A 21,987-nucleotide genomic window follows, 5' to 3' on the forward strand; every position below is an offset into this window, starting at 1 on the left:
ACGCCTGCGCCGTCAGCTCATCCGCTGTAAAATCGCGGCTTTGCGCAAGGGATGAACATGACGGCGACAATTCCACAGGCTGCGGGCGACTCGCGCAGCCAGGACCTGGTGCTCGGGCTGGAAGAGCGGCCGCGCCCGTGGATCGCGGTGCTCGCGGCCTTGCAGCACCTGCTGGCGATCATCGTCCCCATCGTCACCCCGGGTCTCCTGATCTGCCAGGCGATCGGCGTATCGCCGCGCGATACCAACCTGATCCTCTCGATGTCGCTGGTCATTTCCGGCATCGCCACCTATGTCCAGTGCCGGCGCTTCGGGCCATTCGGCGCCGGCCTGCTGATCGTGCAGGGCACCAGCTTCAATTTCGTCGGCCCGCTGATCGCCGGCGGTGCGGCCCTGGTCAAGCAGGGCACGCCGGTCGAAGCCGTCATGGCGACCATTTTCGGCGTCGTCATCGCCGGCTCCTTCGTCGAGATGGCGACTTCACGCATCCTGCCCTTCATCCGCCGCATGATCACGCCGCTGGTGACGGGCATCGTGGTGCTGATGATCGGCCTCACGCTGATCAAGGTCGGCCTGATCAGCATGGGCGGCGGTTTCTCGGCGATGGGCAACGGCACCTTCGCCAACGGCGACAATCTCCTGCTCTCCGGTCTCGTATTGGGCATCATCGTGGCGCTGAACCGCATTCCGGTGGTGTGGGTGCGCAGCGGCGCCATCGTCATCGCGCTGGCGGTCGGCTACGCGGTGGCGGGCACCATGGGGCGGCTCGATTTCACCGGCATGCAGCAGGCGCCGTGGATCGAGGTGCCGCAGCCGCTGCACTTCGGCCTGTCGTTCAGTTGGTCGCTGTTTATCCCGATGGTGATCATCTACCTGGTCACCTCGCTCGAAGCGATCGGCGACGTCACCGCCACCAGCCGCATTTCGAAGCAGCCGGTGGAAGGCCCGCTGTGGATGCAGCGGATCAAGGGCGGCGTGCTGGTCAACGGCGCCAACTCCCTGCTGGCCGGCTTCTTCAACACCTTCCCCAGCTCGGTCTTCGCCCAGAACAACGGCGTGATCCAGCTGACCGGCATCGCCAGCCGCCACGTCGGCAAGTGGATCGCGCTGTTCCTGGTCCTGCTCGGCCTGTTCCCGAAGGTCGCCGGCGCGATCCAGGCGGTGCCGGAGCCGGTGCTGGGCGGCGCGGTCATGGTCATGTTCGGCGCGGTGGCCGCGGCCGGCATCAACATCCTCGCGAGCGTCACGCTGGACCGCCGCGCCCTGCTGATCATCGCGGTGTCCCTCGCGCTGGGACTGGGCGTGTCGCAGGTGCCGGAGTTCCTGGCGCATATCCCGAACGCCTTGCGCCACGTGCTCGAATCCGGCGTGGCGACCGGCGGCATTTGCGCCGTGCTCATGAACTGGTTCCTGCCCGGCCATCCCCTGCCCGTTCCCTTGAGCGAGGACGCGAGAAAGCTCGAAGAACCGTACTAAACTGTGGTGTGATCTGTTCAGGCTGTGTTGACAAAGTTTCTGCAACGCTTGCACCTGTAACAAGCTGTAATTCCCCGCCACAAGTGCTCGAACGATCCTAATATGAGGATCTGGAGGAGAAATATATGAAACACCTAGTCATCGTTCTCGCGCTGGCCGCGCTTGGCGGCTGCGCCACCTACTATCCGGCGCCTGCCTACTACGGCAGCCGCGCACCCGCCGCGCCTGGACAATGGCAAACCGTGTCGGTCACCCCGGTTCCCAACGGCACCGCCGCGGCAGCAGGCAGCACCTACACCGAGGGCACCACGACCATCGTGCAGCAGCCGGTCTACACCCCGTACTACGTCGAACCGGCGCCGGTCTACGTCGCTCCCGATCCCTATTACTGGTGGCCGCCGGTCTCGATCGGCCTGGGCTTCAGCTGGAGCAATTGCTGCCACCGAGGATGGGGCGGCCGTGGTTGGGGCGGCCGGGGTTTCCATGGCGGCGGCGTTCGCCATCGTTGATTCCTGGTCTCTCCCCCCAACGCAACAGCCGGCATTTTCGCCGGCTGTTTTGTTTTGAACGCCGCATAAATACGTTGGTGCAAATGTAGCATGAGTACTCTTACAAACTTACGCGCCGCTTACACAATCAACATGTGCGCCACATGCTGCGTCGCGCAAGATTAATCAATTGCTGTTGTCTATTTGCCACTCTACAATGGACCGACCGATGGAAGGCCGGTATTCCGGACGCCAGCGTGGCGGGGCTACAAAAAACACACTACGGAGACAGCAAATGGATTTCAAATTGAAGGCATTGGTTGCAGGTGTAGCATTGGGTTTTTCGATGTCGGGCATGGCGGCGGAGCCGATCAAGATCGGCGTGTCCGGACCGTACACGGGCGGCTCGGCCCCGATGGGTGTGTCGATGCGCGACGGCGTGCGCCTTGCGGCCGCTGAAATCAATGCCAAGGGCGGTGTCCTCGGCCGCAAGATCGAACTGATCGAACGCGACGACGAAGCCAAGAACGAGCGCGGCGTGCAGGTGGCGCAGGAACTGATCAACAAGGAGCACGTGGTCGCCACCGTCGGCTATATCAATACCGGCGTGGCGCTGGGCTCGCAGCGCTTCTACCAGCAAGGCAAGATCCCGGTCCTGAACAACGTGGCCACCGGATCCATCGTGACCCACCAGTTCGACAAGGAACCGCAGAACTTCATCTTCCGTAACTCGGCCAACGACTCCATCCAGTCGGAGATGATCGCGCGCGAAGCCGTCGACCACCGCAAATTCAAGAAGGTCGCGATCCTCGCCGACTCCACCAACTACGGCCAGCTCGGCCGCCAGGACCTGGAGAAAGCGCTCGAGAAGCGCGGCATCAAGCCAGTGGCCGAAGAGAAGTACAACATCGGCGACGTCGACATGACCGCCCAGCTGCTCAAGGCCAAGCAGGCCGGCGCCGAGATCGTGCTCACCTACGGCATCGGCCCCGAGCTGGCGCAGATCGCCAACGGCATGGAGAAGATAGGCTGGCACGTGCCCATCGTCGGCAGCTGGACCCTGGCGATGGCGAACTTCATCGACAACGCCGGCAAGAACGGTGAAGGCACGCGCATGCCGCAGACCTTCATCCAGGACCCGGACACGCCGCGCCGCAAGGCCTTCATCGAGGCCTACGTCAAGGACTACAAGCCGCAGGGCGGCCGCATGCCGTCGGCGGTGTCGGCCGCGCAGGGCTATGACTCGATCTACCTGTTGGCCGCCGCGATCAAGCAGGCCGGCAGCACCGACGGCACCAAGATCGCGCAGGCCCTCGAAAACCTGAACGAGAAGGTCGAAGGCGTCGTTACCACCTACAACAAGCCTTACAGCCATACCGACCACGAAGCCATCAACTTCGACAACACGAAGATGGGCGAAGTGCGCGGCGGCCGCGTCGTGCTGGCCAAGTGACGCTTCAATAGCAATGCCGTGCAGTGGCCAGCCTTGAGCGATCCAGGCTGGCCATTTTTCTGTTGACCGGGAAGGCCTGCCTTCCCTCGGGTGGAAAACGATGGATATCCTTCTGCAGCTGGTCTTTTCTGGGATCGCGCTCGGCATGATCTATGCCGTCATCGCGTTCGGTTACCAACTCACATTCGCCACTTCCGGCACCCTCAACTTCGGCCAGGGCGAAGCGCTGATGCTGGGCGCGCTAGTCGGCCTGTCGCTGGTCGGCACCATCCACGGCGGCCCTTACATGAGCTACTGGATGATGATCCCACTGGTGGTGATATTCGGTGCGCTGCAGGGTGTGCTGGTCGAATGGATCGGCGTGCGGCCCGCGATCCGCATCAAGTCGGAATTCGGCTGGATCATGTCGACCATCGCGCTGGCCATCATCTTCAAGAACATCGCCGAGAACGTGTGGAGCAAGGACACGCTGCCCTTCCCTTCGCCGCTGTCGCAGGAACCGATACACATCCTCGGCGCCAACGTGCAGCCGATGCAGCTGGCGGTGGTGTTCGGCGCGCTGGCCATCATGGCCGCGGTCGAGATCTTCAACCGCAAATCCATCTACGGCAAGGCGGTGGTCGCGACCTCCAACGACCGCGACGCGGCCGGCCTCATGGGCATCAATACCCGCATGGTGATCACCTTCTCGTATGCGCTGTCATCCGCCACGGCGGCGCTGGCCGGCGTGCTGATTGCGCCGCTCACCCTCACCAGCGCCAATATGGGCGCCTCGCTCGGCCTGAAAGCCTTTGCGGTCGCCATCATCGGCGGCCTGACCTCGGGCATGGGCGCGATCGTCGGCGGCATCATCCTCGGCATCGCCGAAACGGCGGCGGGCTTCTACATCTCGACCGGCTACAAGGACGTGCCGGGCCTGGTGCTCCTGCTGCTGGTGCTGGCCGTGAAGCCCTCCGGCCTGTTCGGCAAAGCCGCGATCAAGAAGGTGTGAGCATGAAGAAGATCATCCTCTCGCTGATCGGAATCGCACTGCTTGCGGTGTACCCGCAGCTCATCACCAATCCCTATTACGTTCACCTCGTCGAAACCATCCTGATCTACGCGATCCTGCTGTTCGGCCTGGACATCGTGGTCGGCTACACCGGCCAGGTCTCGCTCGGCCACGCCGGCCTGTTCGGGGTCGGCTCCTACATCACCGGCGTGCTGATCATGAAGTATAGCGTGGCCTGGTATCTCGCGATTCCCGCGTCCATCGCCGGCACCGCGCTGTTCGGCGTGATCCTGGCCCTGCCCGCGCTGCGCGTCACCGGGCCTTACCTGGCGATGGTGACGCTGGCCTTCGGCACCATCGTCCAGATCCTCATCAACGAGATGACCGACCTGACCAACGGGCCGATGGGCATCACGCTGTCCAAGCCCGACATGTTCGGCAAGCAGATGACAGACACCAGCTTCTTCTACATGGTCGCCATCTTCATGGTGCTGTCGCTGCTGGTGGTGGACCGCCTGCTGCGTTCGCACCTGGGGCGCGCCTTCGAGGCCCTGCGCGACAGCCCGATCGCGTCGGACTGCATGGGCGTGTCGGTGTACCGCTACAAGGTCTACGCCTTCGTGATCAGCGCCGGCTTCGCAGGTCTCGCGGGCAGCCTGTATTCGTACTCGGAACAGTACATCTCGCCCAACACCTACAGCTTCGAACTGACCATCCTGTTCCTGCTGGCGGTGATCATGGGCGGCCGCAAGACACGCTCCGGCGCAATGATCGGCGCCATCGTCGTGGTCATGCTTCCCAGCCTGCTGCAGGACGTGGCGCTGTTCCGCCAGATCGCCATCGCGGCCGCCGTCATCGGCGTGCTCGGTTCGGCCATCGGCCTGGCCCGCAAGCGCAGCACGCTCGCCAGCGTGGCCGTGCCGCTGGCGGTCACCTTCGGCATGGTGTTCGTCTCCTTCAAGATCGACAATATGGTCGACTGGCGGCTCACCATCTTCGGCCTGATGACGCTGTTCGTCGTCTACTACCTGCAGGACGGGATCGTCGGCTACCTGCGCGGCCTGGTCGGGCGCGGCGTGCGCCACACGAAGGCGGTCGCGGGCAGCAAGCACGCCGATGCCTTCGAGGGCGTGCGCCAGGAAGCCGCCGGCGGCACCCTGCTTCATGCGAACAAGGTGCTGATGCAGTTTGGCGGCCTGAAGGCGCTGAACCAGGTCGACCTGGTCGTCGAACGCGGCACCGTGCACGGCCTGATCGGGCCGAACGGCTCGGGCAAGAGCACGATGATGAACGTCCTGACCGGCATCTACAAGCCGACAGCCGGCAAGGTGGAATTCGCAGGCGCGGTGATCAGCGGCCGCTCGCCGGCGCAGATCGCGCTGGGCGGGATCGCGCGCACCTTCCAGAACGTGCAGCTGTTCGGCGAGATGACCGCCACAGAGAACGTGCTGGTCGGCTTGCATCACACTTTCCGCTCCACCGTCGGCGACGCGATGCTGCAGACCCCGCGCGTGGTCCGCGAGGAGCGTGCCGCGCGCGAACGGGCCGCGGCCATCCTCGACTTCGTCGGGCTATCCAGCCTCGCCAACGAAGAGGCGCGCAACCTCCCCTACGGCAAGCAGCGCCTGCTGGAAATCGGCCGCGCGCTGGCGCTCGACCCGCGCCTGCTGCTGCTGGACGAACCGGCGGCGGGCCTGACCGCGCCGGACATCCGCGAGCTGATGGCGATCATCCGCAAGATCCGCGACCACGGCATCACCATCATCCTGATCGAGCACCACATGGACGTGGTGATGACGATCTCGGACACCGTGACCGTGCTCGACTTCGGCCAGAAGATCGCCGAGGGCGCACCGGCCCAGGTGCAGGCCGACCGCAAGGTGATCGAAGCCTACCTCGGCGGCGGCGCCGAGACCGACCCGCCCGCCGCTGCTGCGTTGTAAGGAGACAGACGGATGCTATCGATTGAAAACCTGCAGGCGGCCTACGGCAAAGTGGAAGTGCTGCATGGGATCTCGCTCGAGGTCCCCAAGGGCAAGCTGGTGACGCTGATCGGCTCCAACGGCGCCGGCAAGACCACGACGATGCGCGCGATCTCCGGCATGATCAGGCCGAAGGCCGGCCGCGTCACGCTGGCTGGCCGCGACATCACCGGCATGGACTCGCACCGTATCGCGCGCGCCGGCCTGGCCCATTCGCCGGAAGGGCGGCGCGTGTTCGCGACCATGAGCGTGACCGACAACCTGCTGCTGGGCGCCTTCCCGCGCTTCACCGGCGCCCGTCCGAAAGGCGATGTGCAACAGGACCTCGGCCGCGCCATGGACCTGTTCCCGCGCCTGAAAGAACGCCGCAACCAGCTGGCCGGGACCCTGTCCGGCGGCGAGCAGCAGATGCTGGCGATGGCGCGCGCGATCATGCTCAACCCGGAAGTGGTGCTACTCGACGAGCCATCGATGGGACTGGCGCCGATCCTGGTCGACGAGGTGTTCCGCATCATCACGCGGCTGAAGGAACAGGGCGTGACCATGCTGCTGGTCGAGCAGTTCGCCGCGGCCGCGCTGGCGGTGGCGGACTATGGTTACGTGCTGGAGAACGGCAGCATCTCGGTGCACGGCCCGGCGCAAGCGCTCAAGACCGATCCGAAGGTGGTCGCGGCCTATCTCGGCGGCGCGCAGGCGCACTGAAATGCAGCGGGAGTTCGCGCCGCGCGACTTTGCGGCGGCCATTGGCGCGGTCGTCATCTGGGGGACCAACTTCATCTCGATGAAGGTCGGCCTGCGCGAGCTCACGCCCTTCCAGCTGGGCGCGGGACGCTACCTGTTCGCGGCGCTGCCGCTGGTGCTGCTGGTACGGCGGCCGCCGATGGCGCTCAAATGGCTGCTGCTCTACGGCCTGTTCCAGGGCGTCGGCCAGTTCGGCTTCCTGTTCGTCTCGCTCCATGTGGGGATGTCGGCTTCGCTGGCGTCGGTGCTGATGCAGACGCAGGTGTTTTTCACCGCGCTGTTCAGCGCCGTGCTGCTGCGCGAACCGATTGGCGTGCCGCTGCGGCGCGGCCTGACGCTGGCGGCGCTGGGCCTTGCCTGCTTCGGCGCCGCCTACCTTGGACGCGGCGGCGCCAACGGCACCACGCCGCTGGGCTTCGTCCTCGTGCTCGGCTCAGGATGCATGTGGGCGGCATCGAATATCGTCGTGCGCAACGCACAGCGGGCCACTCCCCACTTCGAAGTGCTCCCCTTCCTCGTCTGGAGCAGCCTGGTGCCGATCGTGCCGTTCCTGCTGTTGTCGCTTGTATTCGATCCGGCAGGCACCGATTGGCATGTCGCGCGGCTGTCGTGGAACACCTGGATCTCGGTGGTGTATCTTGCTTGGGTCGCGCACATCCTGGCCTACGCGCTGTGGACCGGCCTCCTCAAGCGCCATCCCGCCAATCGCGTGGCGCCGTTCAGCCTCGCCGTGCCGGTGGTCGGCATCACCGCCGGCATGCTGGTGTTCTCGGATACGATCGGCCTGTGGCAATGGGCCGGTACCGCCTTGCTGGTATGCGCGCTGGCGACCGTGATGCTGGCCGCCCGCAGCCCGCGTCAGCCCTCGCCCAGCAGGTCGTAGGAGTTCAGCAGCGCGAAGGTGATCTCGGGATTGTTGACGAGGCAGCGCCGGATTGCCGCCGGCACGTTCTGCCGCAGCTTCTTGCACAGGCCCGGCTTATCCTCGAACACGATGATGATGCCGCGTTCGGTGCGCACTTCATTCGGTCCCGGCTGGATGCGCAGTTCGGCGCCGATGTGGGAGCGGACCAGCTCCTGCACGTGCTTCAGGTCTTCGAATGTCGCGATACGCTCGATGCGCCCGAGCAGGCGCTGCTCTTCCTGCCGCGTGATGCGCAGCGGGCGGTAGTCGCCGTTGGGATCGGCCAGCAGTTCTTCGCGCCCGCACACACATGCGCCGGGCGGGCATTCGACTCGAATCGGGAAAGGTAGCTGCGCCAATGGTGCCCTCACGCGTTGACCATGAAGTGATTGTACATAAGCTTGCGCCTAGCTGACAGGGCCCGCGCCGGCATCGGTCACGCGCGCCAGCAGGCCCGACATGCGCTTCCAGTGCGAGCCCTTCCAAAACACGCCGCCGCAGCGGCCGCAGGCATTGAATTCCTCGTGCTGCTCCCGCACGGCGGGCGGCAAGCGGTCCGCCACGCTGGCCTTGTCCACCGGATGCAGCGGCGTATTGCAGTGCAGGCAAAGGCTGAACGGATGCACACTGCCGGCCAGGTCCAGGCGGTCGAACACCTCGCCCAGCTGGGCTTCCGGCTTGAGCGTGTGGATGTAGCAGCCATGGGTGATGGTGCGGCGCTTGAGCAGTTCGCGGTCGCGCGTCAGGACCACGCGGTCTTCGGCGGCAGCGAGCGCCTCGATCTCGTCGTCGTGGATGACATTGCTATAAACGGTATCGAAGCCGGCCATGCGCAGGAAGCGCGCCAGGCCGCCGAGGTGGGCGTCGGCCACGAAGCGCAGGCGGCGCAGCGGCCGCTCGCGCACGCGCAGCAGCGGTGTGATGTCGAAGGCCTCGAACTTGGGATAGACGGCGATGCGGTCGCCCTCCTCGACCAGGCGCCCGAAGCCGCTCGACTCGCCGTTGACCAGCACCAGCTCGACCTCGGTGTGCGGCACGCCCAACGCCTCGATCATGTGCTTGGTGGTGGCCGCGCGGGCGCACGCGGCCGTGAAGGAACGGGCACGCCGTTCGCGCGGCAGGAAATCGTTGAGCTCTTCGTAAAAGCGGAAGGTCGCCATCACCATGCCCGAAGTATGGCATCGCCGGGCGAAGCCTGCCCGTCGCGCGCGTGCAGCACGCCGAGCGCATTCGGAACCGCCGCGCCGGACGCCGTATTATCGAAGATGCACCAGACGCTGCGGCCGGCCGCGCTGTGGGTCGCGATATCGGCCGCGAGGCTTGCGAGGTAGTCGTCCGCGTAGGACGAGTAATACACGCGCGGACTGCCGTGCATGCGGGCGTAGATGGTCGTCGTGGTGGGCTCGTGCGCGCCCGGCTGGCCCGCCGCCGGATCGGCGATTACCCGCGTAATGCCGGCCTCGCGCAGCAGGTCGGTCGCGCCGTCTCCGAACCAGCTGGGGTGGCGCGCCTCGCAGGCCAGCATGCAGCTGAAGCGCTCCTGAAGCAGCGCGAAGAAGGCCTCGGCCACGCGCGTGTCGAAGGCGAGCTTGGGCGGCAGCTGGACCAGCACGCAACCCAGCTTGTGGCCGAGTCCCGCGACGCCGGCGGCGAAACTGTCAAGCAGCGCGTCGACGTTGCATAGCTTGGCGTCATGAGTGATCGTGCGCGGCAGCTTGACCGAAAAACGGAAGTCGTCCGGCACGCTGGCCGCCCAGCGTTCGTAGGTCTGCGCCTTGTGCGGGCGGTAGAAGGAAGAATTGATTTCCACCGCCGGGAACACGGCGGCGTAGCGTTGAAGATGCGAGCCCTCGGCGGGGAACTCGCCGGCGGCCTCTCTCGGGATATTCCAGCCGGCGCAGCCGATCAGGCGCGCACCGCGGCGGGAAGGTACGGCTTGGGTCATCGCTGCTGTCGGTATGTGTCGCTAAGGAATAGAAAGTTTATCTTTAAGGAAATAAAGCGGGCGCGCGATTCGTTCAGGGCGACCTCTGGACTGGCGCCGTCATACAATGTGCGCAAATCATGCTGAGGAGGAATCATGAGCGGGCCCCTGCACATCGTCTGTCCCCATTGCGACGCCGTGAACCGGGTGGCGGCCGAACGTCTCGGCGACCAGCCGGTCTGCGGCAACTGCTCCAAGGCACTGTTCACGGGGGCGCCGACGGACGTCAGCAGCGAGCGCTTCAACAAGCACATCAGCAGGAACGATATTCCGGTTCTGGTGGATTTCTGGGCCGCGTGGTGCGGGCCGTGCAAGATGATGGCGCCGTCCTACGCCCAGGCGGCGCAGCGGCTGGAGCCGAGGGTGCGCTTGCTGAAGGTCGATACCGAGGCCTCGCAGGACCTGGCGGCGCGCTTCGGGATCCGGAGTATTCCGACGCTGGCCCTGTTTGGCGGCGGGCGCGAGCTGGCGCGGCAGCCTGGGGCGATGGATGTGGGCAATATCGTCGCCTGGACGCAGCAGGCGATGGCCCGCGCCTGAGGCTTATCGGAAAGCCAACAGCACTGCTACAATGCGCGCGTGGCCGGGGTGGCCCGGCAAGGGAGCAACCATGACGCAGCAACTCGTTCTGGACCAGGGTCTGGAAGACGCAAAACAGACGGCGCGCCTGCTGTACCTGGCGCATGGCCTGACATTTTTCTTCTCGCTCGGCATGCTGTCGTTCTTGCCGCTGATCTTCAACTACGTGAAGCGGCCATACACGGAGGGGACGATGGTGTACAGCCATCACACGTGGATGATCAGGTCGTTCTGGATTTATATCGTGTGGCTGGCGGTGGCGGTGACGCTGATTTTTATAACCTTTGGGCTGGGTATTCCCTTGGCCTGGCTGATCGGGATTGCGGCGTGGTTGTGGAAGGCGTATCGCTTGATTCGGGGGTTTGTGGACTTAAACAATAATCGTCCGATGCCGGTTTGATCCCATATGTAGCCCGTCCCCGCGGGCTTCGCGGGGACGACGGATTACACGGTGGGGGTTAAAGCTTACCCAGCGCCTGCTCGATATCGGCGATCAGGTCGTCGGTATCTTCAAGTCCGATATTGAACCGCACCAGGATGCCCTGGTCCTTCCAGTCGCGCCGCATGGATTGGATCCGGTACGGCATGACGAGGCTGTTCGCCCCGCCCCAGCTATAACCTAACCCGAACAGCTCCAGCGAATCGACGAAGCGGTCGGTCTGCGCTTCGGTGTACTTCGGATCGAACACCACCGAAAATAAGCCGCCCGCGCCGGTGAAGTCGCGCTTCCAGAATTCGTGCCCCGGGCAGTCCTCGAAGGCCGGATGCAGCACCCGCGTGATCTCCGACCGCGCCTTCAGCCACGCCGCCACCTTGCGCGCGCTCGCGTCGTGGGTCTCGAAACGCAGCTTCATGGTCGGCAGGCCGCGCATCACCAGGTAGGCATCGTCGCCGGACACGCCCATCCCCAGGCGCATATGCGCCATCGCGATGCGGTCGTTGAGCGCCTGGTCGCGCGTGATCACCGCGCCCATCAGCACGTCCGAACCGCCGGACTGGTACTTGGTCAGCGCCTGCATCACGATGTCCACGCCGTGATCGAAGCCGCGCAGCGCCAGGCCAGCCGACCAGGTATTGTCCAGCGCGACCAGCGCGCCGCCGTCATGCGCCGCCTTGCAGATCGCCGGCAGGTCCGGCACTTCCATCGACACCGAGCCGGGCGACTCGGTCCACACCAGCTTCGTATTCGGCTGCATCAGCTCCGCGATGCCGGCGCCGATCATCGGATCGTAGTGGCGCGCGGTGATGCCATAGTCCTGCGACAGCCAGCGCCCCAGTTCGCGGTTGGGGTTGTAGACGTTATCGGGCAGGAGCACGTCGTCGCCGCTCTTGAGCAGCCCGAGGTCGATCATCGAGATCGCGGCCAGCCCCGACGGCGCCAGCAGGCAGTATTCACCGCCCTCGATTTCGGCCAGCCGCGCTTCCAGCGTGAACGTGGTCGGCGTGCCGTGCAGCCCGTAATTGTAGGAGTTCTTGTTCTTCCAGTCGCCGCTGCGCATCGCCGCCACGTCCTTGAACAGGACCGTGGAGGCGTGGTGGATCGCGCTCGGGAAGGCGTCGAATCCCTGTGGCGCCTTGTAATCGGTGTGGATCAGCTGGGTCTGCAGGGATTTCTTCGCCATTGTTCGCTCCCGGAGGTTTTATGCCACCGTGGCCCACAGGTCGTGGGCGTCGGCCTTGGTGACGATCACGTCGATGAATTCTCCCACCACCGGCTTCTGCTTGCCCGGCGCGAGCGCGCGCTTGATGTGCACGACGCCGTCGATCTCCGGCGCGTCCGCGGCCGAGCGGCCCAGCGCTTCACGCGCGCCGACTTCATCCACCAGCACGCGCAGCGTCTTGCCGACCTTGGCCTCTAGGCGCTTGGCCGAGATCTCTTCCTGCAGCAGCATCACGCGGGCGCGGCGCTCTTCGCGGACCTCTTCCGGCACCGGGTTGGCCAGCTCGTTCGCGGACGCGCCTTCCACCGGCGAGTAGGCGAAGCAGCCGAGACGGTCGATCTGCGCTTCCTTCAGGAAGTCCAGCAGGTACTCGAACTCGTCTTCGGTCTCGCCGGGGAAGCCGGCGATGAAGGTCGAGCGGATCGTCAGGTCCGGATTCATCTTGCGCCATGCCAGGATGCGGTCGAGGTTCTTCTCGCCGCTGGCCGGGCGTTTCATGCGCTTGAGGACTTCCGGGTGCGCGTGCTGCAGCGGGATGTCGAGGTAAGGCAGCACATGGCCGTCGCCCATCAGCGGGATCACCTGGTCGACGTGGGGATACGGGTAGACATAGTGCAGGCGCACCCAGGCGCCGTATTGCTTCGCCAGCTGGCCAAGCGCTTCGACCAGCTGCGTCATGTGGGTCTTGACCGGGCGGCCGTTCCAGAAGCCGGTACGGAACTTGACGTCGACGCCGTAGGCGCTGGTGTCCTGCGAGATCACCAGCAGTTCCTTGACGCCGGCCTTGAACAGGTTCTCGGCTTCGACCATCAGGTCGCCAATCGGGCGCGACACGAGGTCGCCGCGCATCGACGGGATGATGCAGAAGCTGCAGCGGTGGTTGCAGCCTTCTGAAATCTTCAGGTAGGCGTAGTGCTTCGGGGTGAGCTTGATGCCGTGGTCGGGCACCAGGTCGAGGAAGGGGTCGTGCGGCTTCGGCAGGTGCGTATGCACGCTGTCCATCACTTCGGCCACCGCGTGCGGGCCGGTCACGGCCAGCACCTTCGGGTGCACCTTGGTGATGATGTCCTGGCCCGACGCATCCTTCTTCGCGCCAAGGCAGCCGGTGACGATCACCTTGCCGTTTTCAGCCAGCGCCTCGCCGATCGCGTCCAGCGACTCCTGCACCGCGGCGTCGATGAAGCCGCAGGTGTTGACGATCACGAGGTCGGCGCCGTCGTAGGACTTGGCGGTCTCGTAGCCTTCGGCGCGCAGCTGGGTGAGGATCTGCTCGGAGTCGACCAGCGCCTTCGGGCAGCCAAGCGACACGAAGCCGACTTTCGGCGCGGCGCCGGTGGCGGACGCGGAGGCCGGAGGGATCACGATGCCGGCATCGGCCGGGGCGCTGGCGGCGGTGCTGGTGGCGGGAGCGGGGTTGCGGCGGAGTTCAGGCATGGCGGAATGCGGCGAAAAATCAGGGCAATCCGCGATTGTACAGGAAGCGGGGGTTCAGGTCGAAGCTGCCTTTAGTCGGCACCGGCTCTTTCCACCACCGCAAAAAAGTCATCCCGGCGAAGGCCGGGATCCATAGACAGCCCGCTAATTCGCAAGCTCAGCATGGATCCCGGCTTGCGCCGGGATGACGGTTTTAAATGTATTGGTACTACTTTTTCTCGTTGTTATTCGTCCCCGGCCCAAACGGAAAAACACCAAACATCGCCTTGCTCTGGTTATTCATCTGCTCCTGCATTTGCAAGAACAGGTTTTTGCTCTGGTCGATGTAATTGTTCATCATCCCCTGCATCATGGGCCCCTGCACATTCATGAACTGGGTCCACATCTCCGGGCTGAAGGCTTTGCCATCGCCAAACGCACCAGCCGCGCTGGTGAATTTGTTCTGGATGTCGGTGAAGGCTTGTACGTTCTTTTCCAGGTACGAGCCCATCATGCCCTGCATCGCATGGCCGTAATAACGGATGATTTGCGCCAGCACCGAACTGGAAAACATCGGCGCGCCGTTCGCTTCCTCTTCCAGAATAATCTGGAGCAGGATGCTGCGGGTCAGGTCTTCATTCGTCTTGGCGTCGACCACGGTGAATTCCTCGGCATCCAGCACGAGCTGCTTCACGTCGGTCAGGGTGATGTAGGAGCTGGTCTGGGTGTCGTACAGGCGACGGTTCGGGTATTTCTTGATCAGGCGTTCCGCACTCTTCTTACTGCTCATCTCAGTTCCATATGCAGCGCCGTAGCGCGATGAATGATTGCAAAAATGCCGACACCGGCCGCGCTGACTTGACAACGTTTGTTGCCACGAGGGACGGCCAAAACTGAAAAATACCACGTTGCGACCGCAGGTGCAGCAAATAATTTCAGGCAACTCAGTTACAAGTTTGTCATTTATGCACCATTATGGTGCAACACCTATTCTGCGCGAATCTTCACATAGCGGCCCGGCGCAGCCTCGATGGCTTGATAGGTTTCGTTGCCCGCCGACACAGGCGCTGGCACTTCCTCGCCGCCGTGCTGGGCCAGGAAGGCGTCCCACTCCGGCCACCAGCTGCCTTTGTGCTCGCTCGCGCCCGCCATCCAGTCCGCTGCGGTCTTCGGGCGGGTCTTGCCGTTCTTGTCGTTGGTCCAGTAGCTGCGCTTGTTCTTGGACGCCGGATTGATGACGCCGGCGATGTGTCCGGACGCGCCCAGCACGAAGCGGTTGGCCTTGGCGTTCTTCGGATTCAGCAGGCTCATCGATGCGAACGCGGCTTCCCACGGGACGATATGGTCTTCCTTCGAGCCATAGATGAACACCGGCGCGGCGATCTTGCCGAGGTCAACTTGCGTGCCGGCGACTGTCAGCCGGTTCGGCTCGCGCAGCTTGTTTTCCAGATAGGTATTACGCAGATACCAGCAGAACATCGGCCCCGGCAGATTGGTGCTGTCGGCGTTCCAGTAAAGCAAGTCGAAGGCCGGCGGTTCCTTGCCCTTCAGGTAATTCTGCTGCACATAATTCCAGACCAGGTCGTTCGGCCGCAGCGACGCGAAGGTGGTCGCCAGGTCGCGTCCCGGCATCAGCCCGCCGTTGCTGAACTGCTGTTCCCGGATCGCCACCTGGGCGTCATCGACGAACACTTCCAGCACGCCGGTATCGCTGAAATCGAGCAGCGTCGTCAGCAAGCTCAGGCTGGCCGCAGGCTGTTCACCGCGTGCCGCCAGCACCGCCAGCGCGGTCGACACAATGGTGCCGCCGACGCAGAAGCCGAACATATTGAGCTTGTCCTGCCCGCTGATGGCCCGCGTGACCTCGATCGCCTTGATCGCGCCCTTCTCCACGTAGTCGTCCCAGGTCACATGGCTCAGTGCATTGTCGGGATTGCGCCACGAGACCATGAATACGGTGTTGCCTTGCTCCACGACGTATTTGACCAGCGAATTTTCCGGCTGCAAATCGAGGATGTAGAACTTGTTGATGCACGGAGGAACCATCAGCAGCGGCACCGCGCGCACCTTCTCGGTTTTCGGCGTGTACTGGATCAGCTGGAACAAGTCATTTTCGAAGACCACTTGCCCCGGCGTGGTGGCGACATTGCGGCCGACATCGAATGCCGATTCGTCCGATTGCGAAATGCGTCCTTTTTGCAGGTCGTTCAGCATATTCGCCAGACCTTTGGTCAGGCTTTCGCCATTGGTCTCGACCATTTGTTTTTGCGCTTCCGGATTGGTCGCCAAAAAATTCGCGGGCGACATCGCATCGACCATTTGCTGGACCGCGAATCGGATTTTCTGCTTGTCGCGCGGCTGGGCTTCGACAGCCTCGGCCAGCGCCGTCATGAATTCCGAATTGAGCAGATACGATGCGGCCGAAAATGCCGATACCGGGCTCGCCGCCCACTCCGGCGCGGAAAAGCGGCGGTCCTTCAGCTCCGGCGTTTTCGCCTGCATGAAATCCTGCCACAGCCGCGTCGCCTTCTGCAGGTAATCGGCGCGGATCTCCTCCAGCTTCGACGGCGCAATACCGGCGCCAAAATCCTTGAGCAGCGGCGCCAGCGGATTGGCCGCCTGCCCGTTCAATTCTGGCACTTTCATCCACTGCTGCCAGGCACCGGGATCGGCAAACTGCGACATCCACGTGGAGGCAAAAGCCTGGGGATCGGGCATTTTCATATCAGCATCCATTGTTTAGAATCGGGTTATTAGCCAAGGAAAACCATGTGGATCATTGCCATCGGATGGATTTACGTCGTCGCCCTGATGGCGGCGACCGAGTCGACCGTCATTGCAGGGATTATGACTTTTTTCGGCTATTGCGTGTTACCGATGTCCCTGCTTTTTTACCTCACCGGAGGAAAAAAGCGGCGCGCGCGACGTCAGGCGCAGGCTGCCGCGCACAAGGACAAGGATGACGCCGCCCCGGAAGACTAGACAGTATTGATGACGTGGGCGTGAATTACTTGATCCAGATCAAGCTAGCCTGACGCCCGGTCACGTGGTCGCGCCGATACGAATAGAAGTGTTCGACCTCGGTGGCGGTGCAGCGCTCGCCGCCATGCACGCGGGTCACGCCGTCGCGCGCCAGCAGGCAGCGTGCGAGCGCGTACATATCGGCCAGGTATTTGCCGGGACTGCCGGCGATGGGCGCAAAGCGCGGCGCCACCTCGTCCAGCGGCAGGTGTGCGAGGAAGCTGTCGAACACGTCCTGTCCGACCTCGAACTTCGCGGGACCGATCGCGGGGCCCATCCATGCGGTGATCTCCCTTGCCCCGCGCGCGCGCATCTCAGCGATCGTCGCGCCAAGCACGCCGCCGGAAAGACTGCGCCAGCCCGCATGCGCCGCGCCGACCACCTTGCCGTCGAGGTCCGCGAACAGCACCGGCAGGCAGTCCGCAGTGAGGATCGCGCACACCACGCCCGACGCATCGGACACGCTGGCATCGCCCACGCGCACCGGCTGGTCCGGCCCGACCGTGGCCGCGTCGACCACGTCGATGCCATGCACCTGCGAGATCCACGCGGGACGGCCCGGCAGCAGCGTGCGCAGCGCGTCGCGATTGGCCTGCGCGGCTTGCGGATCGTCGCCGCAATGCAGGCCGAGGTTGAAGCCGCCGCCACCAGTGCCATCGTCGTACGCCCCGGTGCTGGCGCCGCCGCGGCGCGTGGTCGCCAGCGCACCTACCGACGACGGCAAGTCCGGCCACGCCGGATGAATGATCGAGGATGCGTCCATCAAACCGCTTCGGGCTGCTCGATGCCGGCGCTCTCCAGCAGCTCGGCGAAATCGGCCGCCAGCGGGATCACCCACTCGCAGTGCTCGCCGGTGGACGGATGCGTGAGGCCGAGACGGCGCGCATGCAGCGCCTGGCGGTGAAAGGCCGGCGCCAGGTGCGTCTTGCCGTACACCGCATCGCCGACCAGGCCGAAGCCGATCGACTGCATGTGCACGCGGATCTGGTGCGTGCGGCCAGTCTCGAGGCGGCACTGGACCAGGCTCACCGGGCGGCGATCCAGCGCGCCGCTGGCGAGGCGTTCGTAATGGGTGATCGCCGGCTTGGCATTCAGGCTGGTGGAAACGGCCATCTTCACGCGCTCGCGCGGATGGCGGCCCATCGGCGAATCGATGGTGGCCGACAGGTGCGGCGTGCCCCACACCAGCGCCAGGTATTCGCGCTTGACGGTGCGCGCCTGCAGCTGGCGCACCAGGTCGGTCTGCGCGGCGAGCGTCTTCCCGACCACCATCAGGCCGCTGGTGTCCTTGTCGAGGCGGTGCACGATGCCGGCGCGCGGCACGTTGGCCAGCTGCGGCCAGCGGTGCAGCAGGCCGTTGAGCATGGTGCCGGACCAGTTGCCCGCGCCCGGGTGCACCACCAGCCCGGCGGGCTTGTTGATGACCAGGATGTCGTCGTCCTCGTGCACGATGTCCAGCTCGATCGGCTCCGGCGTGTAGGCCGTATCCTCGGGCGCGGCCTGCGGCTCGATGGTCACCGTTTCGTCGCCGTACGCGGTATCCTTGCCGCGCGCCGGCTTGCCATCCACCTTGACGTGGCCGCCCTCGAACCACAGCTGGATGCGGCTGCGCGAGAATTGCGGCACCATGGAGGCGACGACCTTGTCCAGGCGCTGCCCGCACACGGCCGGCGAAAGCTCAAGCGTGATCGGCGACAGGTCGGTGCCTGCCGGGGCAAAATCGGTAACGATCTCATCGTCGAAATCGGGGTCGATGGGTAAATCCGCCGAATTCGGCGCTACATTTGATATCACGTGAGTCTCACTCGGCTATAATCAGCCGTTCCTTGTATCGGTAATTCTTATGCAAAACGTTATGCGAAAAAAACTGTCGGTGTTGGTTGCGACGTGCGCCCTGCTGAGCCTGTCGGCTTGCAGCATATTCGGAGATAAGGCCGACGAGACCAAAAACTGGTCCGCATCGAAATTATACGATGAGGCGCGGGGTGAAATGGATGGCGGACATTATGACGCCGCCATCAAGCTGTTCGAGAAGCTGGAAACCAACTACCCGTTCGGCACCTACGCCACCCAGGCGCAGATGGAGATTGCATACGCCCACTACAAGGCGCAGGACCAGGCCGAGGCGCTGGCTTCGGTGGAACGCTTCATCAAGCTGCACCCGAACCATCCGCAAGTCGATTATATGTATTACCTGCGCGGCCTGATCAATTTCAACGACCAGCTGGGCTTCCTGACCTTTATCTATTCGCAGGACCCGACCGAGCGCGACCCGAAGGCGACGCGCGAGGCGTTCGCGGCATTCAAGGCACTGGTCGACAAGTTCCCGAACAGTAAGTACGCACCGGACTCGCTGGCGCGCATGAAGTACCTGGTCAATGCGATGGCTTCGTATGAAGTGCACGTGGCGAGCTACTACTACCGCCGTGGCGCCTACCTGGCCGCGCTCAATCGTGCGCAGGATGCAGTCGCCAACTACAGCGACGCACCGGCGCGCGAGGAAGCGCTGTACATCATGATCCAATCCTACGACAAACTGGGCATGCCCGAACTGCGCGACGATACCCAGCGCGTGTTCGTCAAGAACTATCCGAACAGCGCGTTCACCAATCCGAATGCGGCGGGTGGCAAGCCGTGGTGGAAGTTCTGGTCGAAGGCGGAGCCGATGCCGTCGCCGAAAGATGCTGTGATGAAGTAAAAGCAGCAGGTCTGCTTGCAAAATGGGGATCCCGCCCGCGCGGGAACCCCATTTTGCTTGAGTGGCCCGAAACTTAAGCTTCGACCTTCCGCCGAAACACCCACTCCCGCTCAGTCGACACAGACGGCTCAAACGCATACCCATCCACGTCAAACTTCTTGAGCGCCTTCGGATCCCGAATCCCCTTCACCGCCGCGTAACGCGCCATCATCCCCCGCGCGCGCTTGGCGAAGAAGGAGATGATCTTGTACTTCCCATTCTTCCAGTCCTCGAATACGGGCGTAATCACCGGCACGTCGAGCAGCTTCGGCTTGACCACCCTGAAGTACTCTTCCGACGCCAAATTGACCAGCGCCTTGTCCCCGTTCTCGGCAATCAGCTCGTTCAGCTTGCGCGTCACCAGCTCGCCCCAGAAGGTGTACAGGTCCTTGCCGCGCGGGTTCGCCAGGCGCGTGCCCATCTCCAGCCGGTAGGGATGCATCTGGTCCAGCGGCCGCAGCACGCCATACAGCCCGGACAGGATGCGCACATGCGACTGCACCCAGTCGAGCTGCTTCTTGGTGAATTTGCGCGCCTCCAGCCCCGTGTAGACGTCGCCATCGAAGGACATCACCGCCTGGCGCTCCTGCGAATGGTCGGCGCTCCAGCTCGCGTAGCGCGCTACGTTGAGGACCGACAGCGCGTCGGAAATGTCCATCAGCTCGCCGACCCGCGCGGGTGAGTACTCGCGCAGCACCTCGATCAGCTGGGCGGAATGGTCGATGAAATCGGGCGTGGTGTGCAGCTTGGTGGTCGGCGGAGTGTCGAGATCCAGCGATTTGGCAGGCGAAAGAACGATCAACATAGCAAGTGAAGCAGTCCAACAAGTAAAATTGCCGACATGATACCCGCTCCAGCCCAACGCATCGTCATCGACACCAATGTTTGCCTCGACCTGTTCGTATTTCATGATCCGCGCTGGTCGCTCCTGCTCGCGGGACTCGAAGACGGAACCCTCGAAGCCGTCGCACGCGCCGACTGCCGCGACGAGTACCTGGCCGTGCTGCGCTACCCGCACCTGCCGCTGGACGACGACTCGCGCCCCAAGGCCGCCGCGCGTTTCGACGCACTGATCAAGGTAGTCGCGCCGGATTCGAGGGCAGTCCGCCTGCCCGTGTGCACGGACCGCGACGACCAGAAGTTCCTGGAGATCGCGCGCGACGCCGGCGCCGAGGTGCTGGTCACCAAGGACAAGGCCCTGCTCAAGCTGGCGCGGCGCGCGGCGCGCGAAGGCCTGTTTCGTATCCTGACTCCGGAAGCATGGGTGCAGGCGCTGGAGGTCCAGGCCGCGGCAGGCTCGCCACCCTCTTGCTAGAATGGTCGACTCGACACTGAGACACGCATCATGACTACCCCAGCACTGCAAACCCGCCTGCCCGCTGTCGGCACGACCGTCTTCACGCTGATGTCGGCGCTGGCCAACGAACACGGCGCCGTCAACCTCGGCCAGGGTTTTCCCGATTTCGGCTGCGATCCGCGCCTGCTCGACCACGTCAACGACGCCATGCGCGCCGGGCACAATCAATATCCGCCGATGACCGGCGCCGCACCGCTGCGCAATGCGATCGCGGACAAGATCGCCGCGCTGTACGGGCACCGTTACGATGTGGCGTCCGAGATTACGGTTACGGCCGGCGCCACGCAGGCGCTGACCACCGCCGTGCTGTGCTGCGTGCATCCGGGCGACGAAGTGATCGTCATCGAACCGGCGTATGACAGCTACCTGCCGGCCATCGAGCTGGCGGGCGGCGTCGCGGTCACTGTGGCGATGCGCTTCGGCGAGGATGGCTACCACGTGCCTTGGGACGCGGTGGCGGCCGCGGTCACGCCGCGCACGCGCCTGATCATCGTGAACACGCCGCACAATCCGACCGGCTCGATCCTGCAGGCGGCTGACCTGGAAGCGCTGGCAGCCATCGTCGACGGCACGGAGATCCTGATCCTGTCCGACGAAGTGTACGAACACATGGTCTACGACGGCCAGCGCCACGAATCGGTGAGCCGGCATCCGGTGCTGGCGGAGCGCGCGTTTGTCGTGTCCAGCTTCGGCAAGACCTACCACGTGACCGGATGGAAGATCGGCTACGTCGCCGCACCTGCGGCCATGACGAGTGAATTCCGCAAGGTCCACCAGTACAATGTGTTCAGCGTGAACACGCCGATGCAGCACGCGATTGCGGCCTATATGGACGATCCGCAGCCGTACCGCGGGCTGCCGGCGTTCTACCAGCGCAAGCGCGACCTGTTCCGCGAAGGGCTGGCGGGCACGCGCTTCACGCTGCTGCCGGCGGACGGGACCTACTTCCAGTGCGTGCGCTATGACGCCATTTCGTCGATGAAGGAGACCGACTTTGCAAAGTGGCTGACGGCGGAGGTGAAGGTGGCGGCGATTCCGGTCAGCGCTTTCTACCGCGATGCGAATGAATCCGGTGTGGTGAGGTTCTGCTTTGCGAAGCAGGATGAGACGCTGCTGACGGCGCTTGAACGGCTGCAAAGAATATAACTTCCGTCGTTCCCGCGCAGGCGGGAACCCATAGACCGCGTGCCCATAGGCTCA

23 protein-coding genes are annotated in these 21,987 nt (G+C 64.0%); 13 read left to right on the plus strand and 10 right to left on the minus strand.

Annotation, left to right across the window (positions count from 1 at the left end):
* The first annotated feature begins 57 nt into the window (after positions 1-57).
* The 7 genes from NX778_RS05875 to NX778_RS05905 all read left to right on the plus strand — a co-directional run bounded on the left by NX778_RS05875 (position 58) and on the right by NX778_RS05905 (position 8,014).
* Positions 58-1,476: a nucleobase:cation symporter-2 family protein gene (locus tag NX778_RS05875; RefSeq protein ID WP_258810730.1), complete on the plus strand. Its 1,419-nt coding sequence runs from the start codon at positions 58-60 to the stop codon at positions 1,474-1,476.
* A gap of 125 nt (positions 1,477-1,601) precedes the next feature.
* The gene (locus tag NX778_RS05880; RefSeq protein WP_258810731.1) at positions 1,602-1,985 is read left to right on the plus strand and encodes a hypothetical protein; all 384 of its coding nucleotides are present in this window, start codon (positions 1,602-1,604) and stop codon (positions 1,983-1,985) included.
* A 274-nt stretch (positions 1,986-2,259) separates the two neighbouring features.
* Positions 2,260-3,417: an ABC transporter substrate-binding protein gene (locus NX778_RS05885; protein ID WP_258810732.1), complete on the plus strand. Its 1,158-nt coding sequence runs from the start codon at positions 2,260-2,262 to the stop codon at positions 3,415-3,417.
* A gap of 100 nt (positions 3,418-3,517) precedes the next feature.
* Positions 3,518-4,408, plus strand: a complete 891-nt coding sequence (locus tag NX778_RS05890; RefSeq protein WP_258810733.1) for a branched-chain amino acid ABC transporter permease — start codon at positions 3,518-3,520, stop codon at positions 4,406-4,408.
* Positions 4,405-6,351 (plus strand): branched-chain amino acid ABC transporter ATP-binding protein/permease, encoded by a 1,947-nt coding sequence (locus NX778_RS05895; RefSeq protein WP_258810734.1) that lies wholly within the window; start codon positions 4,405-4,407, stop codon positions 6,349-6,351. Before NX778_RS05890 ends, NX778_RS05895 begins: the two co-directional genes overlap by 4 nt.
* 12 nt (positions 6,352-6,363) lie before the next feature.
* A complete protein-coding gene (locus NX778_RS05900; protein ID WP_258810735.1) occupies positions 6,364-7,092 on the plus strand; it encodes an ABC transporter ATP-binding protein in 729 nt (242 codons plus the stop codon).
* A 1-nt stretch (position 7,093) separates the two neighbouring features.
* Positions 7,094-8,014 carry an EamA family transporter gene (locus NX778_RS05905; RefSeq protein ID WP_258810736.1) on the plus strand — a complete coding sequence of 307 codons (921 nt, stop codon included), beginning with the start codon at positions 7,094-7,096 and terminating at the stop codon, positions 8,012-8,014.
* Here NX778_RS05905 and NX778_RS05910 read toward each other — a convergent pair.
* From NX778_RS05910 to NX778_RS05920, 3 genes are all read right to left on the minus strand, one after another.
* Positions 7,990-8,343, minus strand: coding sequence for a hypothetical protein (locus NX778_RS05910; RefSeq protein WP_258810737.1), 354 nt, complete (start codon positions 8,341-8,343; stop codon positions 7,990-7,992). The genes NX778_RS05905 and NX778_RS05910 overlap by 25 nt on opposite strands.
* Positions 8,344-8,442: 99 nt before the next feature.
* Positions 8,443-9,201, minus strand: a complete 759-nt coding sequence (locus NX778_RS05915; protein ID WP_258810738.1) for a Mut7-C RNAse domain-containing protein — start codon at positions 9,199-9,201, stop codon at positions 8,443-8,445.
* A complete protein-coding gene (locus NX778_RS05920; RefSeq protein WP_258810739.1) occupies positions 9,195-9,980 on the minus strand; it encodes a DUF72 domain-containing protein in 786 nt (261 codons plus the stop codon). Before NX778_RS05920 ends, NX778_RS05915 begins: the two co-directional genes overlap by 7 nt.
* Positions 9,981-10,115: 135 nt before the next feature.
* Here NX778_RS05920 and trxC point away from each other — a divergent pair, with 135 nt between their 5' ends.
* A complete protein-coding gene (trxC, locus tag NX778_RS05925; protein ID WP_258810740.1) occupies positions 10,116-10,559 on the plus strand; it encodes a thioredoxin TrxC in 444 nt (147 codons plus the stop codon).
* 70 nt (positions 10,560-10,629) lie between these two features.
* Positions 10,630-10,998 carry a DUF4870 family protein gene (locus NX778_RS05930; RefSeq protein ID WP_258810741.1) on the plus strand — a complete coding sequence of 123 codons (369 nt, stop codon included), beginning with the start codon at positions 10,630-10,632 and terminating at the stop codon, positions 10,996-10,998.
* Between the two features lie 58 nt (positions 10,999-11,056).
* On the opposite strand, the gene NX778_RS05935 is transcribed toward NX778_RS05930, so the two are convergent.
* The 4 genes from NX778_RS05935 to phaC all read right to left on the minus strand — a co-directional run bounded on the left by NX778_RS05935 (position 11,057) and on the right by phaC (position 16,396).
* On the minus strand, positions 11,057-12,220 hold the full coding sequence (locus tag NX778_RS05935; protein ID WP_258810742.1) for a cystathionine beta-lyase: 1,164 nt from the start codon (positions 12,218-12,220) through the stop codon (positions 11,057-11,059).
* A gap of 18 nt (positions 12,221-12,238) precedes the next feature.
* Positions 12,239-13,693, minus strand: a complete 1,455-nt coding sequence (gene rimO, locus NX778_RS05940; RefSeq protein WP_258810743.1) for a 30S ribosomal protein S12 methylthiotransferase RimO — start codon at positions 13,691-13,693, stop codon at positions 12,239-12,241.
* A 208-nt stretch (positions 13,694-13,901) separates the two neighbouring features.
* On the minus strand, positions 13,902-14,462 hold the full coding sequence (phaR, locus tag NX778_RS05945) for a polyhydroxyalkanoate synthesis repressor PhaR (protein WP_258810744.1): 561 nt from the start codon (positions 14,460-14,462) through the stop codon (positions 13,902-13,904).
* 197 nt (positions 14,463-14,659) lie between these two features.
* On the minus strand, positions 14,660-16,396 hold the full coding sequence (gene phaC / locus NX778_RS05950; RefSeq protein ID WP_258810745.1) for a class I poly(R)-hydroxyalkanoic acid synthase: 1,737 nt from the start codon (positions 16,394-16,396) through the stop codon (positions 14,660-14,662).
* Positions 16,397-16,441: 45 nt separating this feature from the next.
* Here phaC and NX778_RS05955 point away from each other — a divergent pair, with 45 nt between their 5' ends.
* Entirely contained in the window at positions 16,442-16,654 is a 213-nt protein-coding gene (locus NX778_RS05955; RefSeq protein WP_258810746.1) for a hypothetical protein, read from the plus strand.
* A gap of 25 nt (positions 16,655-16,679) precedes the next feature.
* On the opposite strand, the gene pgeF is transcribed toward NX778_RS05955, so the two are convergent.
* Positions 16,680-17,456 carry a peptidoglycan editing factor PgeF gene (pgeF, locus tag NX778_RS05960; RefSeq protein ID WP_258810747.1) on the minus strand — a complete coding sequence of 259 codons (777 nt, stop codon included), beginning with the start codon at positions 17,454-17,456 and terminating at the stop codon, positions 16,680-16,682.
* On the minus strand, positions 17,456-18,487 hold the full coding sequence (locus NX778_RS05965; protein ID WP_258810748.1) for an RluA family pseudouridine synthase: 1,032 nt from the start codon (positions 18,485-18,487) through the stop codon (positions 17,456-17,458). The genes pgeF and NX778_RS05965 overlap by 1 nt, the downstream gene beginning before the upstream one ends.
* Before the next feature lie 61 nt (positions 18,488-18,548).
* Between NX778_RS05965 and NX778_RS05970 the strand changes: the two genes are divergently transcribed.
* On the plus strand, positions 18,549-19,391 hold the full coding sequence (locus NX778_RS05970; RefSeq protein ID WP_258810749.1) for an outer membrane protein assembly factor BamD: 843 nt from the start codon (positions 18,549-18,551) through the stop codon (positions 19,389-19,391).
* Between the two features lie 73 nt (positions 19,392-19,464).
* Here the strand turns inward: NX778_RS05970 and yaaA are convergent, their stop codons facing one another.
* The gene (yaaA, locus tag NX778_RS05975; RefSeq protein ID WP_258810750.1) at positions 19,465-20,235 is read right to left on the minus strand and encodes a peroxide stress protein YaaA; all 771 of its coding nucleotides are present in this window, start codon (positions 20,233-20,235) and stop codon (positions 19,465-19,467) included.
* Positions 20,236-20,271: 36 nt separating this feature from the next.
* Here yaaA and NX778_RS05980 point away from each other — a divergent pair, with 36 nt between their 5' ends.
* On the plus strand, positions 20,272-20,745 hold the full coding sequence (locus NX778_RS05980) for a putative toxin-antitoxin system toxin component, PIN family (protein WP_258810751.1): 474 nt from the start codon (positions 20,272-20,274) through the stop codon (positions 20,743-20,745).
* 30 nt (positions 20,746-20,775) lie between these two features.
* Entirely contained in the window at positions 20,776-21,933 is a 1,158-nt protein-coding gene (locus NX778_RS05985; RefSeq protein ID WP_258810752.1) for a pyridoxal phosphate-dependent aminotransferase, read from the plus strand.
* Positions 21,934-21,987 lie beyond the last annotated feature (54 nt).

It is taken from the genome of Massilia terrae (assembly GCF_024753145.1).
GTDB classification, from domain to species: domain Bacteria; phylum Pseudomonadota; class Gammaproteobacteria; order Burkholderiales; family Burkholderiaceae_D; genus Telluria; species Telluria terrae.

Excerpts from the sequence above, each read along its gene's own strand:
- yaaA (WP_258810750.1), bottom strand. The coding sequence starts at position 20,235 with ATGTTGATCGTTCTTTCGCCTGCCAAATCGCTGGATCTCGACACTCCG.
- NX778_RS05915 (WP_258810738.1), bottom strand. The coding sequence starts at position 9,201 with ATGGTGATGGCGACCTTCCGCTTTTACGAAGAGCTCAACGATTTCCTG.
- NX778_RS05900 (WP_258810735.1), top strand. The coding sequence starts at position 6,364 with ATGCTATCGATTGAAAACCTGCAGGCGGCCTACGGCAAAGTGGAAGTG.
- NX778_RS05905 (WP_258810736.1), top strand. The coding sequence starts at position 7,094 with ATGCAGCGGGAGTTCGCGCCGCGCGACTTTGCGGCGGCCATTGGCGCG.
- NX778_RS05980 (WP_258810751.1), top strand. The coding sequence starts at position 20,272 with ATGATACCCGCTCCAGCCCAACGCATCGTCATCGACACCAATGTTTGC.
- trxC (WP_258810740.1), top strand. The coding sequence starts at position 10,116 with ATGAGCGGGCCCCTGCACATCGTCTGTCCCCATTGCGACGCCGTGAAC.
- NX778_RS05970 (WP_258810749.1), top strand. The coding sequence starts at position 18,549 with ATGCGAAAAAAACTGTCGGTGTTGGTTGCGACGTGCGCCCTGCTGAGC.
- NX778_RS05880 (WP_258810731.1), top strand. The coding sequence starts at position 1,602 with ATGAAACACCTAGTCATCGTTCTCGCGCTGGCCGCGCTTGGCGGCTGC.
- NX778_RS05985 (WP_258810752.1), top strand. The coding sequence starts at position 20,776 with ATGACTACCCCAGCACTGCAAACCCGCCTGCCCGCTGTCGGCACGACC.
- NX778_RS05890 (WP_258810733.1), top strand. The coding sequence starts at position 3,518 with ATGGATATCCTTCTGCAGCTGGTCTTTTCTGGGATCGCGCTCGGCATG.
- rimO (WP_258810743.1), bottom strand. The coding sequence starts at position 13,693 with ATGCCTGAACTCCGCCGCAACCCCGCTCCCGCCACCAGCACCGCCGCC.
- NX778_RS05930 (WP_258810741.1), top strand. The coding sequence starts at position 10,630 with ATGACGCAGCAACTCGTTCTGGACCAGGGTCTGGAAGACGCAAAACAG.
- phaC (WP_258810745.1), bottom strand. The coding sequence starts at position 16,396 with ATGAAAATGCCCGATCCCCAGGCTTTTGCCTCCACGTGGATGTCGCAG.
- NX778_RS05920 (WP_258810739.1), bottom strand. The coding sequence starts at position 9,980 with ATGACCCAAGCCGTACCTTCCCGCCGCGGTGCGCGCCTGATCGGCTGC.
- NX778_RS05935 (WP_258810742.1), bottom strand. The coding sequence starts at position 12,220 with ATGGCGAAGAAATCCCTGCAGACCCAGCTGATCCACACCGATTACAAG.
- pgeF (WP_258810747.1), bottom strand. The coding sequence starts at position 17,456 with ATGGACGCATCCTCGATCATTCATCCGGCGTGGCCGGACTTGCCGTCG.
- NX778_RS05885 (WP_258810732.1), top strand. The coding sequence starts at position 2,260 with ATGGATTTCAAATTGAAGGCATTGGTTGCAGGTGTAGCATTGGGTTTT.
- phaR (WP_258810744.1), bottom strand. The coding sequence starts at position 14,462 with ATGAGCAGTAAGAAGAGTGCGGAACGCCTGATCAAGAAATACCCGAAC.
- NX778_RS05875 (WP_258810730.1), top strand. The coding sequence starts at position 58 with ATGACGGCGACAATTCCACAGGCTGCGGGCGACTCGCGCAGCCAGGAC.
- NX778_RS05955 (WP_258810746.1), top strand. The coding sequence starts at position 16,442 with ATGTGGATCATTGCCATCGGATGGATTTACGTCGTCGCCCTGATGGCG.